This is a genomic window from Crossiella sp. CA-258035, from assembly GCF_030064675.1.
Taxonomy (GTDB): domain Bacteria; phylum Actinomycetota; class Actinomycetes; order Mycobacteriales; family Pseudonocardiaceae; genus Crossiella.
This window is the reverse complement of the sequence record NZ_CP116413.1, coordinates 4,340,072-4,354,469: the sequence shown is the minus strand read 5'-3', so window position 1 is coordinate 4,354,469 and position 14,398 is coordinate 4,340,072. Positions and strand designations below refer to the sequence as shown.

General features: G+C 72.3%; 14 protein-coding genes. 6 read left to right on the top strand and 8 right to left on the bottom strand.

Annotated elements, in window-relative coordinates; all coding sequences use genetic code 11:
* Nucleotides 1-14 precede the first annotated feature (14 nt).
* On the top strand, nt 15-1,748 hold the full coding sequence (locus N8J89_RS19795) for a B12-binding domain-containing radical SAM protein (RefSeq protein ID WP_283665857.1): 1,734 nt from the start codon (nt 15-17) through the stop codon (nt 1,746-1,748).
* A complete protein-coding gene (locus N8J89_RS19790; RefSeq protein ID WP_283665856.1) occupies nt 1,745-2,671 on the top strand; it encodes a Gfo/Idh/MocA family protein in 927 nt (308 codons plus the stop codon). Before N8J89_RS19795 ends, N8J89_RS19790 begins: the two co-directional genes overlap by 4 nt.
* On the opposite strand, the gene N8J89_RS19785 is transcribed toward N8J89_RS19790, so the two are convergent.
* From N8J89_RS19785 to N8J89_RS19775, 3 genes are read right to left on the bottom strand one after another with little or no spacing between them, the layout of a single operon-like run.
* A complete protein-coding gene (locus N8J89_RS19785; RefSeq protein WP_283665855.1) occupies nt 2,672-3,313 on the bottom strand; it encodes an alpha/beta fold hydrolase in 642 nt (213 codons plus the stop codon).
* 3 nt (nt 3,314-3,316) lie between these two features.
* A complete protein-coding gene (locus tag N8J89_RS19780) occupies nt 3,317-4,726 on the bottom strand; it encodes a class I adenylate-forming enzyme family protein (RefSeq protein ID WP_283665854.1) in 1,410 nt (469 codons plus the stop codon).
* Nucleotides 4,723-6,048, bottom strand: a complete 1,326-nt coding sequence (locus N8J89_RS19775; protein ID WP_283665853.1) for an aspartate aminotransferase family protein — start codon at nt 6,046-6,048, stop codon at nt 4,723-4,725. The genes N8J89_RS19780 and N8J89_RS19775 overlap by 4 nt, the downstream gene beginning before the upstream one ends.
* Nucleotides 6,049-6,348: 300 nt before the next feature.
* Between N8J89_RS19775 and N8J89_RS19770 the strand changes: the two genes are divergently transcribed.
* Both N8J89_RS19770 and N8J89_RS19765 read left to right on the top strand, forming a co-directional pair.
* The gene (locus tag N8J89_RS19770; protein ID WP_283665852.1) at nt 6,349-6,618 is read left to right on the top strand and encodes a DUF5132 domain-containing protein; all 270 of its coding nucleotides are present in this window, start codon (nt 6,349-6,351) and stop codon (nt 6,616-6,618) included.
* Between the two features lie 194 nt (nt 6,619-6,812).
* Nucleotides 6,813-8,969: an ABC transporter ATP-binding protein gene (locus N8J89_RS19765; RefSeq protein WP_283665851.1), complete on the top strand. Its 2,157-nt coding sequence runs from the start codon at nt 6,813-6,815 to the stop codon at nt 8,967-8,969.
* On the opposite strand, the gene N8J89_RS19760 is transcribed toward N8J89_RS19765, so the two are convergent.
* Both N8J89_RS19760 and N8J89_RS19755 read right to left on the bottom strand, forming a co-directional pair.
* The gene (locus N8J89_RS19760) at nt 8,861-9,157 is read right to left on the bottom strand and encodes an FAD-dependent monooxygenase (RefSeq protein WP_283666202.1); all 297 of its coding nucleotides are present in this window, start codon (nt 9,155-9,157) and stop codon (nt 8,861-8,863) included. The genes N8J89_RS19765 and N8J89_RS19760 overlap by 109 nt on opposite strands.
* 13 nt (nt 9,158-9,170) lie before the next feature.
* Complete coding sequence (locus N8J89_RS19755; RefSeq protein WP_283665850.1) at nt 9,171-10,244, bottom strand: alkene reductase; 1,074 nt, start codon at nt 10,242-10,244, stop codon at nt 9,171-9,173.
* 115 nt (nt 10,245-10,359) lie between these two features.
* On the opposite strand from N8J89_RS19755, the gene N8J89_RS19750 reads away from it, so the two are divergent.
* On the top strand, nt 10,360-10,734 hold the full coding sequence (locus tag N8J89_RS19750) for a MerR family transcriptional regulator (protein ID WP_283665849.1): 375 nt from the start codon (nt 10,360-10,362) through the stop codon (nt 10,732-10,734).
* A gap of 7 nt (nt 10,735-10,741) precedes the next feature.
* Here N8J89_RS19750 and N8J89_RS19745 read toward each other — a convergent pair whose 3' ends face one another.
* A complete protein-coding gene (locus N8J89_RS19745) occupies nt 10,742-11,650 on the bottom strand; it encodes a PDR/VanB family oxidoreductase (RefSeq protein WP_283665848.1) in 909 nt (302 codons plus the stop codon).
* 11 nt (nt 11,651-11,661) lie between these two features.
* Nucleotides 11,662-12,291 (bottom strand): MSMEG_1061 family FMN-dependent PPOX-type flavoprotein, encoded by a 630-nt coding sequence (locus N8J89_RS19740; RefSeq protein ID WP_283665847.1) that lies wholly within the window; start codon nt 12,289-12,291, stop codon nt 11,662-11,664.
* Between the two features lie 211 nt (nt 12,292-12,502).
* Between N8J89_RS19740 and N8J89_RS19735 the strand changes: the two genes are divergently transcribed.
* On the top strand, nt 12,503-13,123 hold the full coding sequence (locus tag N8J89_RS19735; protein ID WP_283665846.1) for a S1 family peptidase: 621 nt from the start codon (nt 12,503-12,505) through the stop codon (nt 13,121-13,123).
* 16 nt (nt 13,124-13,139) lie between these two features.
* On the opposite strand, the gene N8J89_RS19730 is transcribed toward N8J89_RS19735, so the two are convergent.
* On the bottom strand, nt 13,140-14,339 hold the full coding sequence (locus N8J89_RS19730) for a PucR family transcriptional regulator (protein ID WP_283666201.1): 1,200 nt from the start codon (nt 14,337-14,339) through the stop codon (nt 13,140-13,142).
* Nucleotides 14,340-14,398: the final 59 nt, after the last annotated feature.

The window sequence follows — 14,398 nt, the reverse complement described above, 5'->3', positions numbered from 1 at the left end:
TCCAAGGAGCGAGCATGTCCGACGTGGTCCTGCTGACCCCACGGGAGATCTCCACCGGCGCGGCCAGCCTGAACAACCAGAACGTGCTGATCAACGACGAGGAGTACCTGCGCCTGGACCCGGCCATGCGGCTGTTCTACAAGCGGGTGCGGGAAAACCTGGGCGTGGCCTGCATCGCCGGGCACCTGCGCCACCGCGGCTACTCGGTCACCGCGCTGAACCTGCACGGCCGCAACCCCAGCGACGAGGCGATCACCGCGCTGGTGCGCCAGGAACGCCCGGTGTTCGTGGGCATCAGCATCATGTACGACCTGCACATCATCGACGCGGTCCGCCTGCTGCGCTGCGTGCGCGCGGCCGACCCCTCGGTGTTCGTGGCCATCGGCGGGGCGTTCTGCACCTACAACGCCAAGCTCATCGCCGAACGGGTGCCGGAGGCCGACTGCGTGGCCTACGGCGAGGGCGAGCTGACCGCGGAAGGCTTGATGGACTGCCTGGCCGCCGGGCGGGACTGGCGGCAGGTGCCCGGTCTGTACTTCTGGCGCGACGGCCGGGTCAGCACCAGCGGCCCGCCGAAGCTGCCCGACCTGGCCGCGGAGCCCTGGCCGGCCCGGGACCTGCTGCTGCACCACCGGGCCACCGGCATCCCCACCCCGCGCGCCTCCACCTACACCAGCCGGGGCTGCCACGCCAAGTGCACGTTCTGCTACGCGCCAAGGCAACCCGGGGTGGAGGGCGGTCCGTGGCGGGTGCGGCCGATCGTGGACGCGGTGGATGAGATCGAGTTCCTGCAACGGGAGTTCGGCACCCGGTTCGTCTGGTTCAACGACGACAACTTCGGCGGCGCGTTCGCCGAGGGCTACCAGCACGCGGTGGGTTTCGCCGAGGAAGTGTTGCGGCGCAACCTGAAGGTGAGCTTCCACTGCGAGTTCCGCGTCGACACCGGGCTGATCGACCGCGAGGCCCTGCGCACCCTGCGCCGGGCGGGCATGGAGCTGGCGCTGCTGGGCATGGAGACCGGCTCGCCGGGCATGATGAAGCGCTTCCGCAAGGGCACCACGGTGGACTACAACTTCGACGCCGCCCGCATGTTCAAGCAGGAGCGGATCGAGCTGGAACCCGGCTGGATCATGATCGAACCGGGCACCACGGTGGACGAGCTGTGGCAGAACCTGGAGTTCATCGTGGCAGCCAGGGTGCACGAGTGCGAGAACCCGTTCTTCCTGATCAACCGGGCGATCGCGTTGCGCGGCACCGAGATCTACGACAAGGTCACCACCTACGGCGAACCGGACATCCCCGGGGTGGACGGGGTGGCCTGGGAGGTGCTGCGGCAGGCGCGCCGGGAGTACCGGGTGGCCGACGAACGGGTGGAGGACCTGTGGTCGGCGTGGAGCGCGGTCAGCTCGGACATCAACGACCGCAAGGAGAACGAGGTCCCCTTCCTGGCCCAGCGCATCGCCGACACGGTCCGGGCCCGGCGCGGCGGCGCGGGCCCGGACGTGCGGCCGCTGCTGAGCCGGTTGCGCCGCTGGGACCAGAGCCTGGACCGGTTGCTGGTGGCCTTCCTCAACACCGGGTTGCTGCTGGCCGACCTGGGCGGCCCTGACCTGGCTGCGCGGCTGGAGACCGCGCTGCGCGGGCTGGTCGAGGGGTACGACCGCTGCCACCTCGGCGCGGCCTTCCCCGACTTCGCCGTCCAGATCGAGCAGGCCTGCCAGTCCCCCGCCCCGGCCACCAGCCGATGATCCGGGTCGCGGTCATCGGCTGCGGCCGGGTCTGCCAGCGCTACCACCTGCCGTTCCTGGACTCCCGGCCGGACCTGGAGCTGGTCGGCGCCTGCGACCGGGACCCCGGACGCACCGCGGGGCTGTTCCCGGCGGACTCCGGGGTGTGGGTCGGCGACTCGGTCCAGGAGCTGCTGGGCCGCACCCGGCCGGACGTGCTCACCGTGTGCACGCCCAACGAGGACCACGTGCCGCCGGCGCTGGCCGCGCTGGCCGCCGGGGTGGCGGTGCTGTGCGAGAAACCCCTGGCGGCCAGGATCGACCAGGCCCGGCTGCTGGCCGCACGGGTCAACGGGGACCCGCTGTTCGGGGTCAACCTGCCCTACCGCTTCCACGAGCTGCTGCCCGCCTTCACCTCGGCGGTGCGGGACAGCGTGGTCACCGGGATCGAGTTCACCATGAGCACGCCCGGCGACCGCCTGTGGCGGGCCTGCACGCCGTGGCACCGGGACCGGCGGCTGGCCGGCGGTGGCGTGCTGCTGGACCTGGGCACGCACGCCCTGGACGTGCTGGTCACCGTGTTCGGGCCGCCGGAGGTCGAGGAGTGCTCGCTGACCGGTGGGGCGGTGGAGGACCAGGCCGAGCTGCGGCTGACCTTCGACGGGGTGCCCGCGGTGCTGCGGCTGGACCGGGCGGCGCGCACGGTGGCGATGACGCTGACCGCGCACACCCCGGCAGGCGCGCACGTGCTGGACTTCCGGCGGGGTGAGCTGCGGCTGGCCGGCGGCACGGTCCGGGCGAGCGGGCAACGACCCGAGCTGGCCGCGTTGACGGGCTTCTTCGACACCGTCACCGGATCCGGCCCCGGCGCGGTGGTCACCGCCGGAGAGGCGTTGGCACTACAGGAGATCGTGACCTCCGCCTACCGGCTCGCCGGAGTGTGATCAGGCCAGGAACGCCGAGACCACCGTGCCGAAGTACACCGGCCGGCGCTGGTGCACATGGTGCCCGGCCGAGGCGGACATCAGCCGGGCGTCCGGGATCGCGGCGGCGACCCTGGCCAGCAGGGCGGGCGGCACCGGGCTGTCCAGGCCGCCGCTGACCACCAGGGTGCGCGCGGTGATCGTGGCCAGCCGCCGCCACCAGTCCGGGTCCGGCTCGCGGAGCTCCTCGATGAAGGCGCGCACCGCCCTGGGGTCCACCCGGCCGCGCCGATCCCGCAGGAACGCGGTCAGCGGCTGGACCCGGGCGCGGATCGCGGCGGCGTCCCGCTCATCCCTCGGTGGCGGCGGCGGATCTTCCAGGACGAGGCGGCGCACGCGGTGCGGCTGCCGCTGGGCGAGCAGCGTGGCCACGTGCCCGCCGAGGGAGTGGCCCACCACGTCCACCCGGTCCAGCCCGTGCCGGTCCAGCAACGCGACCAGGTCCTGGCACACCAGCGCGGCGGTGTACTCGGCCGCGGTGCCGCCGTGTCCGCGCAGGTCCGGGGTGAGCACCTGGCGGCCCGGCGCGGCCAGCCGGGTGCTCAGCTGACGCCAGCTCGCGCTGGTGTCACCGAGGGCGTGCAGCAGCAGGACGGGGTGCACGGCCTACACCGGCTGGTCCCGCAGGACCTTGCCGGTCTCGGTGGTGACCAGCGCGGCCACCGCGGTGATGCGGTGCGGCAGCAGGGCCGGTTCCAGGCGCTCCCGGCAGAACGCGGCCAGCGCGGTCAGGTCGACGGTGGCCGGGGTGACCAGCGCGGTGATCCGCTGGCCCAGCAGTGGATCGTCCATTCCGGACACCAGGCAGGCCGACACGGCGGGGAAAGCCAGCAGCACCGCCTCGATCTCCTCCGGGCTGACCTTGATCCCGGCCACGTTGAGACAGGTGGACACCCGACCGGCCAGCACCAGTTCCCCACCGGACCACCTGGCCAGGTCACCGGTGGCGAAGTGCCCGGTCAGCGGCGGGCTGTCGTGGGCGTAGCCGGACATCAGGCTGGGCGAGCGCACCGTGACCAGGCCCGCGCCGGTGAGCCCGCCCGCGGTCAGCGCGTCCACCGGCGGCGCGGCCAGCAGCACCTCCACTCCGGGCAGTGGCGGGCCGACCGAGCCGTCGGCCGCGCGGGGGCCGGGCGGGCGCACGCAGATCGGGCCGGTCTCGGTGGTGCCGTACACCTGGCCCAGCCGCGCGCCGAGCCTGCCGGTCACCAGGTCGGCGGTGCGGGCGTCCAGTGGCATGCCCGCGGTGAGGAAGTCGGTGCCCGCCGCGGTGGTCGCCGCGCTCGCCAGCACCCGCAGCATCGGTGGCACCCCCGGGAACAGGGTGATGCCGCGGGCGGCCAGCTCGCGCAGCAGGACCCGGGGCCGCTCGGCGGAGAGGTGGTGCACGCACACCCCGGCCAGCGGTGCGGCCAGCGCGCACAGGCCGAACCCGTAGGCGTGGTGCAGCGGCACCGAGCAGCCGAGCACCTGGCCTTCGCCCAGCTCCAGGGTGTCCCGGTAGGCGGCGGCCTCGGCGAGCAGGGCCGCGGCCGTGCGCAGCGCGGCCCGTGGGCGGCCGGTGGTGCCGGAGGTGATCTGCGCAGTGGCCGCCTGCCGTGGCCCCTCCCCGGAGCGGGCGGTGTTCAGGCTCAGCACCCTGTCGCCGACGTGCGCGATGACCGGGCCGAGCCCGAAGCCGGTACCGGGCGCCACCACCAGGTGGGTCAGCGGCAGCAGCGCCTCGGCGCGTTCCAGTCCCCACGCGGTGAGACGACGCGGCAGCGGCACGGCGACCGCGCCGGTGCCGATCGCGGCGAACAGGTCGCTGAGGAACTCCGCCGGTGGCCAGGCCTGGATGCCCACCACCGCGCCCCCGCCGATGCCCACACCCTGGTAGCGACGCATCTTTTCCACCAGCAGCGCCAGGAACTCCGTGCCGCTGAGGCTGTGCTCCCCGGTCACCAGCAGCGGCCGCTCGCCCAGCCGGGCGGCCTGGGCCCGGAGGGTGTCCAGGAGCTCGGCGCGGCCGCTCACCTGGCCCCGGCCAGTGCCCGGCCGAGGGCGGTGAGCACCTTGTCGAGCACGTCCTTGGTGTGCGCGGTGCTGAGGAACCAGGGTTCCATGGGATTGGGGTGGAAGTAGACGCCCTCCTTCTGCGCGGCGATCTGCCAGCGCCGATGGCCGTCGAAGTCGATCGCGGCGGCCAGTTCCCGCAGCCCCGCCTCCGCCGCCACCGGTTCTCGTAGCAGCGCCACCGACACCAGCGAGCCGACCCGGCCGACGCGGACCAGGCGGCCCTCGGCGGCGGCCAGCGCGCGGACGCCTTCCTCGGCGTGCGCGCCCAGCTGTTCCAGCTCGGCGTAGACCCCGGGGGTGCGGCGGATCTTGCCCAGCTGCGCGACGACCGCGCGGATCGCGGCGTGGTTGCCCGCGAACACCCCGGCGTGGTGGGCCTGGTTGGCCGCCAGCAGCCGCATCGCCGCCCGCCTGCCGCCGAAGGCCGAGACCGGGAACCCGCCGCCGAGCACCTTGGACAGCACAGTCAGGTCGGGCTCCACGCCGTAGCGTTCCTGCGCGCCACCCCTGGCCACCCGGAAGCCGGTGATCACCTCGTCGAAGACCAGCAGCGCGCCGGAGTCGCGGGTCAGCTCCCGCAGCAGGGCCAGGAAACCGGGTGCGGGCGGGATGACGTTGGCGTTGACCAGCACCGGTTCCAGCACCACCGCGGCGATGTCCTGACCGGCGCGGGCGAAGAGCTCCCGCGCGGCCCGGTGGTCGTTCCAGGGCAGCTGCGCGGTGTGCGCCAACGCCTCCGGGATCATGCCGGGGGCGCCCGGCCGCACCTGCTCCGGCGAGCCCTCCCGCAGGTGCCCCACGGCCTTGCCCGCGCGCAGCACGGTCTCGCTCCAGCCGTGGTAGTGGCCCTCGAAGGTCACCACCAGGGACCGGCCGGTGCTCACCCTGGCCAGGCGCAGCGCGGAGGTGACCGCCTCGGTGCCGGAGTTGGCGAAGCGCACCTGCTCGATGCCCGGCACCAGCTCGGCGATCAGCGCACCGGCCTCGGCGTCCAGCTCGTGCGGCAGGCCGGTGAGGTGGCCCAGGGCGAACTGCTCGCCGACCTCGGCCAGCACCTCGGTGTCGGCATAGCCGAACAGGTGCGAGCCGTAGCCCATGTTGAGGTCGATGATCTCGTTGTCCTCAACGTCCCAGACCCGGCAGTCCTTGGCCCGGCGCACCACCAGGGGCTGGGGGATGGCATCGATCCGCATGCCGCTGCTGACCCCGCCCGCGATGACGGTCCTGATCTTGTCCAGGGCGCCGGCATTGCTCTGCCGGTTGACCGATGAGGTGGACACTGCCGTCCTCCGTATTCGTGAGACACCCGCAGGGTAATCAAGTAGAGCAAGTCCACCAGTTCGTGACAATCGGCTGAGGGGTGTCTTCACGGGAAGCGACAGAAAGACACCACTGTGCGCAGCCGAGCCCCGGCCGACCCGGACCTGACTAGGCCGAACCGGCGAATTCCCAGGCTCCGCGAATGCACTTAATCAGAGACGTCATGATCCACACCGCGCGTCGGCGGGATTGACTCGATCAACAGCTGGGTCTAGCGTCGGAATTGGGAGTCAGCGCATTTCGGAAACTCACAAGAACGGATGGACCTGGCCATGCCATTGCCTGCCGTCGCCCCGTTCCTGATCGGGCTGGTCACCGCCCCACTGGCGGCCAAGGTGGCGAAACCCCTGGTTCGCGGCGTGATCCGCGCCTCGGTGGGATTGGCCTTGGAGGTGCGGAAAGCCGCGACGAAAGCGGCCGAGGGGATCTCCGACCTCACCGCCGAGGCCACCGCCGACCTGACCGAGCCCGAACCGGTCAAGCCGAAGCCCAGGAAACAGTCGCCAAGCACGATCACATCACCCAATTGACACCATTGGGTGCGGATCCAGTCATAGGCTTGACGCGCTAGGAAAACCGGTGGCTGTTGTTCATGGAAACCACGGCGGCACAACCACTGTCAGTCGTTCCCGGGCGTCAGCGCTGGGAGATCGACGTGTTGCGGGGCCGGCCACGGCTCACTGAGTACGTGGCGAGGAGCCTGGACACGTCTGCCGGAATTCAGGTGATTCGCGCCAGTCCGGTGACCGGCCGGATCCTGCTCCGCCACGATCCCGGAGTGGCCGCCGAGACGGTCGGCCAGCGGGTGCGCGTGGTGGTCGCGCGCGCGGTCCAACTGCTGCGCGCCCCCGCACGGACCGCCCCCGCGGCGCCGGTGCGCACCCGCAGGCGCGGACGGCTGGCCCGCGCGCTGGCCATCGCCTGCGGCGCGGCCGTGCTCGGCCTGGTGCTGCGGCCCTCGCCGGTGGTGGGCCTCGGCCTGGTGCTGCTGGCCACCGCGGTGATCATCCGGCGCGCCTGGGTGCGGGCCAGGCGGATCCGCGGGGCCTCCGCCGGGGTGCGCCGCCCGCTGCTGCGCATCGTCGGCCGGCACCGCGGCCGGTTCTACCTGGCCACGGTGGTCTCCGCGCTGGGCCAGGTGATGGATCTGACGCTGGCGGTGTTCATCGGCTGGGTCGCGGTGGTGCTCATCCGCGGCCAGAGCACCCTGCTGGTGCGCATCGGGCTGGTCACCGCCACCGCGCAGCTGTGGCTGCTGGCCGGGCTGGCCGCGCTGGTGTGCGTCGCGGTGGCGGTGCTCTCCTTCAGCTCGGGTCTGCTGTGGCGCAACCTGGCCCACCGGGTGCGCCACGACTGGCGCACCGAGCTGCACCCGCACGTGCAACGCCTCTCCGCCCAGCACGTCACCAAGGAGCGCGGCAGCCGGATCGCGAAGGTGCTCACCGAGGACATCGAGGCGCTGGGCCGCTTCCTGGCCACCTCCGCGCACGAGATGACCCAGCTGGTGACCAGCTTCCTGATCACCCTGCCCGCCTTCCTGGTCTTCGCCCCCGGCGTCGCCTGGATCGCCTTCCTGCCGGTGCCGGTCATCGCCGGGCTGTCCCTGCACTACCAGGAGGACGTGGCCCCGAACTTCGTCACCGCGCGGGAACGCTCGGCGCGGCTGAACAGCCAGGTGGTCAACGCGATCGAGGCCGACGCGACGGTGAAGAGCTTCTGCGCCGAGGACTACGAGATCCGCCGGATCGCCGCGCTCAGCGAGGAGTGCCGTCAGGGTGAGGAACACTCGGACCGGGAGGTCGGCGCCTACGCCGAGACCGTGCGCGGCTGCGCCACCGTGTCCCTGGCCGGCATCCTGCTGCTGGGCGGACGGGCGGTGCTGGCCGGGCCGTTGCGCTTCGAGGTCTTCAGCACCCTGATCAGCCTGCCGCTGCAGGTGCTGTGGAAGCTGCGGACGCTGGGCGACTCGGTGGACCGCTACCAGCGCTCGGTGGTCGCACTGGACAACATCCTGCGCCTGCGCGCCCTGCCCACCGAGCCCAACGGCAGCGGCCGCCCCCTGCCGGTCGCCGAGGTCCGGGGCGAGATCCTGTTGCGGGACATCACCTTCGCCTACCCCGGCCGTCCCCCGGTGCTGGAGAAGCTGTCGCTGCGGGTGGCTCCGCACCGGGTCACCGCAATCGTCGGCACCACGGGTTCGGGCAAGACCACCATCGCCAAGCTCCTGCTCCGCTTCCAGCAGCCGGACGCGGGCACGATCCTGTTGGACGGCAAGGACATCAGCACCCTCCGCCTGCGTGACCTCCGCCAGGCCATCGGTTTCGTCGCCCAGGACGCCTTCCTCTTCGACGGCACCATCACCGACAACATCGCCTACGGCACCTTCACCGCCCCGCCCGCCGCCGTCCGCCACGCCGCCGAGCAGGCCGAGGCCGCCCCGTTCATCCACGCCCTGCCCGAGCAGTACGCCACCCCGGTCGGCGAACGCGGCGCCACCCTGTCCACCGGCCAGCGCCAACGCCTGTCCCTGGCCCGCGCGATGCTCAAGGACGCCCCGGTGCTCATCCTGGACGAGGCCACCTCCGCCGTGGACAACGAGACCGAGGCCGCCATCCAGCGCGCCCTGCGCGAGTTCGCCCGCGACCGCACCCTGCTGGTCATCGCCCACCGCCTGTCCACGATCCGGCACGCCGACCACATCCTGGTGCTGGACCGGGGCGGCGTGGTCGCCGAGCAGGGCACCCACGACGAGCTCCTGTCCCGCGACGGCCTCTACGCCGCCCTGTGGCGACTACAGGTGGGGGAAGCCGACAGCAGGCCCGTCCTTGCCCGAAAGCACCCCTCGTCAGGTACGAACGGCCACGGTTCGCACCAGTCCTGACGCCGGACCTGATCAACCCGCCCGGCCCTGCCGGACACTCCCGGTGGGATCTCTCCCCGGGAGGAGCCGCATGCCGCTGCCAGCACCCGTTCCGCGATGCCCGTGCCGCGGAAGAGCTCCATGGTCCTGGCGTTGAACCCGCGCGCCTTGGGATGGGTGGCCGTCCCGGCATGACGCTCCACGACCAGCGCCCGGCAGCCGTCAGGCCTGGTACTGGTACGCGGAATAGGTCAGGTAGCCCGCGTCGCCGCCCTGGTAGTAGGTGGCCTCGTCCACGGGCGCGATCGGCAGTGCGTTGCGCAGGCGTTCGACCAGGTCCGGGTTGGCGATGAAGGCGCGGCCGAAGCTGATCAGGTCAGCGCCCAGGCCCAGCCAGTGGTCGGCGTTGTCGCGGCCGACCTGCTTGGGGCCCAACGGATACACCGGGTTCATGATGAGGGTGCCCGGCCAGGCGCGGCGCAGGTCGAGCAGCACCTCCTCGTCGGTGGTGGCCTCCAGGTGGACGTAGGCCAGCTCCAGGCGCGCCAGTTCGCGCAGCAGGGCGGTGTAGAGCTCGGGGATGTCGGTTTCCTGGACGCCCCAGAAGGTCGCGCCCGGGGACAGGCGGATGCCGGTCCTGCTCGCGCCGATGGCGTCCACGGTGGCCGAGACGGCTTCGACGGCGAAGCGGATCCGGTTGGCCACCGAGCCGCCGTAGTGGTCGGTGCGCAGGTTGGCGTTGGCAGCGAGGAACTGCGAGATGAGGTAACCGTTGGCGCCATGCAGTTCCACGCCGTCGAAGCCCGCCTCGACGGCCCGGCGGGCGGCCTCGGCGTAGGAGTGGGCGTGTTCGGGCACTTCGGCGGTGTCCAGGGCGCGCGGGATCGGCGCGGGCTGGCGGCCGGTCGGGGTGAACACCTCGCCGGCGGCGGGCACGGCGGAGGGGCCGAGCGGTCGCAGGCCGGTGGTGTCCGGGTGCGAGACCCTGCCGCCGTGCATGATCTGGGCGAACAGGCGGCCGCCGTTGGTGTGCACGGCCTCGGTCACCGGCCGCCACGAGGCGACCTGCTCCTCGGTGTGCAGGCCCGGCGTGCCCGGGTTGGACTGTCCGATCAGGCTTGGCTGGACGCCCTCGGTCACGATCAGACCGGCGGTCGCGCGCTGGGCGTAGTAGCTCGCCATCGACGGGGTGGCCAGGCCGCCGCGTGCGGCCCTGGCCCTGGTCATCGGCGCCATCACCACCCGGTTGGGCAGGGTCAGGCCGCCGAGCTGGTAGCGGTCGAAAAGTGTTGGCACGTCAGGGCTCCTCTGTTCCGCGACGCCCGGTCCCGGGCGTTACGGCTACGCTAGAACCTCACATCGATGTCAGAGGCAAAGACGTGTGCCACGGGTCACAGCCGGGAGGGGCGAAGTGCGCATCGGGGAGTTGGCGGCACGAACCGGGGTCAGCATCCGGTCCCTGCGCTACTACGAGGAACAGGGCCTGCTGGTCAGCCGCCGCAGCGCGAGCGGGCAGCGGCACTACACGGACAACGAGGTCGAGCGGGTCCACTTCATCCAGCGGATGTTCGCCGCCGGGCTGTCCAGCCGCACCATCGCCGAGGTGCTGCCCTGTGTGGACTCGCCGAGCGCGGAGAGTGTCGACGCCGCGATGGCCCGCATGGAGCGGGAACGCGACCGCCTCTCCGAGCACATCGCCGAGCTCAGCCGCACCAGGGACGCGCTGGACGAGCTGATGGCCACGAACCGTTCCTACCGCGCGACTTTCCGGGCGGCGGCCAGCTGACCCCGGGTCAGAGGTCGACGGCGAGGTGGCCGGACCGGGCGCGGGAGACGCAGCAGTACATCCGGCCGGGCGGCGCGCCGATGTCGTCCCGGTGCTCAGGTTCGCCGTCGAGGAGCGGGATCTCGCAGCTGCCGCACACGCCTTCGCGGCAACCGGACGGCACCCGGAGTCCGGCGTGGTTCAACGCGTCCAGCAGCGACTCGTCCGCGCCCACCACGATGGTCTGTCCTGATTGGACACAGCGAACCTCGAACGGCTGGTTGGGCGGGAACTCCTTGACCTGCGGCCGGAAACGCTCGATGTGCAGTCGCTGAGCGGGAAACGCCGCCTCGGCCGCATCGAGCATCGAGGCGGGGCCGCAGCAGTACACCAGCGCCTGGGGGCTCAGCGTGGCCGCCAGCGCGGTGAAGTCGGGCCTGCCCTGCTCCTCGGTGGCGTGCACGCGCACCCGGTCACCGTGCGCGGCGCGGAGCTCCTCGGCGAAGGGCATGGTGGACAAGGACCTGCCAACGTAGGTCAGCGTGGCCCTGGCTCCCGACTCGACCGCCGCGGCCAGCATGGGCATGATGGGGGTGATGCCGATGCCGCCGGCCAGGAACAGGTACTCCGGCGCGGGCAGCAGCGGGAAGTTGTTGCGCGGCAACGAGACCGGCAGCCGGTGGCCCGCGCGCAGGAACAGGTGCAGGTACTCCGAGCCGCCGCGGCTGAGCCGGTCGTGCCGGACGGCGACGCGGTATGTCTCGCGGTCGGCCGGGTCGCCGCACAGCGAGTACTGCCGGATCAGCCAGTTGGGCAAGGTCAGATCGACGTGCGCGCCCGGTTCCCACGGCGCCAGTGGGCCTTCGGCGCCGCGCAGCACGAGCGAGACGACGCCGTCGGCGACCGGCTCCACGCGGTCCAGAACTGTGTGCTGCATAGGGGATCTCCTCAGTACAGCTTCCGGTAACCTGCTTCGACACTGGCCGTCAGCACCGCCGGATCGAAGTCGATGCCCAGCTGCTCGACGGCGATCTCGCCCATGGACGGGATCTCGGCGGCCAGGGCCTGGCTGGCCGGATCCCACAGCCGGGACCGGATCAGCGCGCGGCCGCAGTGGAAGTAGACCTCGGCCACCTCCACGACCAGGGCCAGCTCGGCGTCCCTGCCCTCGGTGCGCATCCGGGCCAGCACGTCGGGTTCGTCGGTGGGATAGGCGTGACCGTTGACCCGCAACACCTCCCGCAGCCCCGGGATGAGGAACAGCAGTCCGATCCCGTCGTTCTCGGCGAGGTTGTGGAAGGAGTCGGCGAGCTTGTTGCCCGGCCGGTCCGGAATCGCGAGGGTGCGCTCGTCGAGCACCTTGACGAACCCCGGGTAGTCGCCGCGCGGTGAGCAGTCGGGCAGGCCGGTGGCATCCGAGGTGGCCATGGCCAGGAACGGCGAGTGGGCGATGAAGCGGTGCGCGTGCCGGTCGACGCGGTCCTTCACCTTGACCCTGGCCATCGGCTCCGGCTGTCCGAGCCTGGCCCGCACCTCCGCGAAGGAGAGCCGCCGCGGGCGAGCATCGCTGCTGGTCATTGCCCAATTATGAGCAATCGTTCAGTTGGCGCGCTACTCGCGTTTGGCCTAGTTCTGCCGGTGCGCCGAAACATCGGGCCGGACCGGCCCGGCGGCGCGATCGGCCTGCGGCTGCTCGCATTCCGCGCCGAAACATCGCCAAATCATCCGCTGTGGTCGCCTGGCGCCATGAGCACTGCACGCAAGCGCGGCCGGATGTGGCTGGTGACGGGTGGCGTCACTCCAAGACGCCAACGGCGGTCACTTCTGCGCAGGCTCGCTCGTCAGTCCACAGTGGATACTCACGGCGAAGCACTGCGAGGTGGACGCCGACGGAAAACGCAAGGACCCCAGGCAGATCCGGGTCCGGCTGGGCAGCAACAACCGCGCCAAGGGCGGCGAGTACGGGCCGGATGTCGCCCTGCTCAAGCTCGACCTGCCGTCCTGGCGCAGGCCCGTTGTGTTGCCGCACAAGGAGTTGCGGCCAGGTGACGCGGTCCACACGATCGGCTGGGGCGACCACCAGCTCCCGGAGAACCCCGGCGATCCCTGGCCGCCGCCCCCGGTCAAGCTGCGGCAGCTGGACAGCTGGGTGTTCGAACCCGACCGCTGCCTCGGCATGAGCGGTGAGCCGATGGAACCGGGCGAACTGTGCATGGCCGCCCTGCCCGGCCCCGGCAAGTGGCCGCAGACCAGCCGCGCCGGCGACTCCGGCGGCCCACTGCCGCGCCGGGCGAACGGGGCCTGGACCGTGCACGGCGTGGACTCCCGCGGCGCGCGGGACCAGCACGGGATCTACGGGTCAGCGCACGCCTCGCTCCAGTGGATCAAGGACACCATCCGCACGACCTGAGCGTCCCCAACGCGGGTCAACCAGTTCCGCGCGAACCGCAGCGGAGCTGGAGCCAGCAGGACAGCCGGTCGTCCGGGTGGCCGAGCAGGTCCACGCCGAACAGGTCGTGCACCCGCCGCAGCCGGTACTTCAGCGTGTTGGGGTGCACGGACAGCCGCCGGGCCGCCTCACCGACGTTGCCCGCCGCGTCCAGCCAGGCGGTGACCGAGTCCGCGTACTGGGTGCGGCGGGTGCGGTCGTGCTCGACCATCGCCTCGATGCCGGGGTGGCGCAGGCCGGGATGGCGGGCCAGCTCGTCGGCAAGGTGGGTGAGCAGCACGCTGGCGTGCACCTGCCCGAGCACGGCAACCGGCAGACCCGCGGGGTCGGCGGTGGTCACCCGGAGGATGTCGTCGACCTCGGTGCGCAGGGCGGGCAGGTCGGCGGCCTCGCCGGTGGTGCGGCTCAGCGCGCAGCGCACCGGCGCGTCCAGGGTGCTCTCCAGGGCCGCGACCGCCTGTTCGGCCAGCCTCCGCGCGGTGGCCGGTGGATCGCTGAACAGCAGCACGTAGACGGTGCGGTTGATGGTCGCGGTGGCCGCCTCGGCGGAGACCGCGGCCCAGTGCCGGGCCGCGGCGGCGCTCAGCGGCACCTCCAGCGGGGACTCGCGGCGGGCCGGGGCGAGACCGAGCAGGGTCAGCTGCGGCGGGTCGGGCAGCCCGAGCCGGACCCGCGCCTCACCAGCCGCGTCGTCGCCGACCAAGGCGCTGCGCAGCGCGTTCTCCCGGACCTGGCGGTCGAGCTCGGCCGCCCCGCGGTGGCGCAGCAGGTGGGTCGCGGCCAGCCGCGCGCCGTCGAGCAGCGCGGACTTCCCCGTCTCCCCCAGCGGCGACTCCCCCTCGATCGCCCAGATGGTGCCCAGCGGCCGCTCACCGGCCCGGATCGCCACCGCCACCCTGGGCAGCTCGTCCGGAGCCAGCACGGGCAGCCGCACGACTCCCTCGGCCGCCAGGACCTGCCGGTACTGGCCAACCTGCTCGGGCTGGTCGGGGACCCGGCGGTCCAGGATGCCGCGGCGGCGCAGCTCGTCGATGCGCTGCTCGGGCAGCGAGGAGTAGGCCAGCACCCGGTTGTCCAGGTCCTCGATGGACACCGAACCGCCGATGACCGCGGCCATGGCGTCGGCGAGGGCGTAGAGCTCCTCGCTGGTGCCACCCACGTTCGGCGATTCCGACATCCGCACCGCGGAAGTATAGGCAGTTCCGCCAACGACTCGGCCGTGCGCCGGAACCCAGA

Bases quoted from the DNA above. Each gene is read 5' to 3' on its own strand.
- N8J89_RS19730 (WP_283666201.1), bottom strand. From the start codon at position 14,339: ATGTCGGAATCGCCGAACGTGGGTGGCACCAGCGAGGAGCTCTACGCC.
- N8J89_RS19770 (WP_283665852.1), top strand. From the start codon at position 6,349: ATGGACCTGGCCATGCCATTGCCTGCCGTCGCCCCGTTCCTGATCGGG.
- N8J89_RS19790 (WP_283665856.1), top strand. From the start codon at position 1,745: ATGATCCGGGTCGCGGTCATCGGCTGCGGCCGGGTCTGCCAGCGCTAC.
- N8J89_RS19795 (WP_283665857.1), top strand. From the start codon at position 15: ATGTCCGACGTGGTCCTGCTGACCCCACGGGAGATCTCCACCGGCGCG.
- N8J89_RS19745 (WP_283665848.1), bottom strand. From the start codon at position 11,650: ATGCAGCACACAGTTCTGGACCGCGTGGAGCCGGTCGCCGACGGCGTC.
- N8J89_RS19740 (WP_283665847.1), bottom strand. From the start codon at position 12,291: ATGACCAGCAGCGATGCTCGCCCGCGGCGGCTCTCCTTCGCGGAGGTG.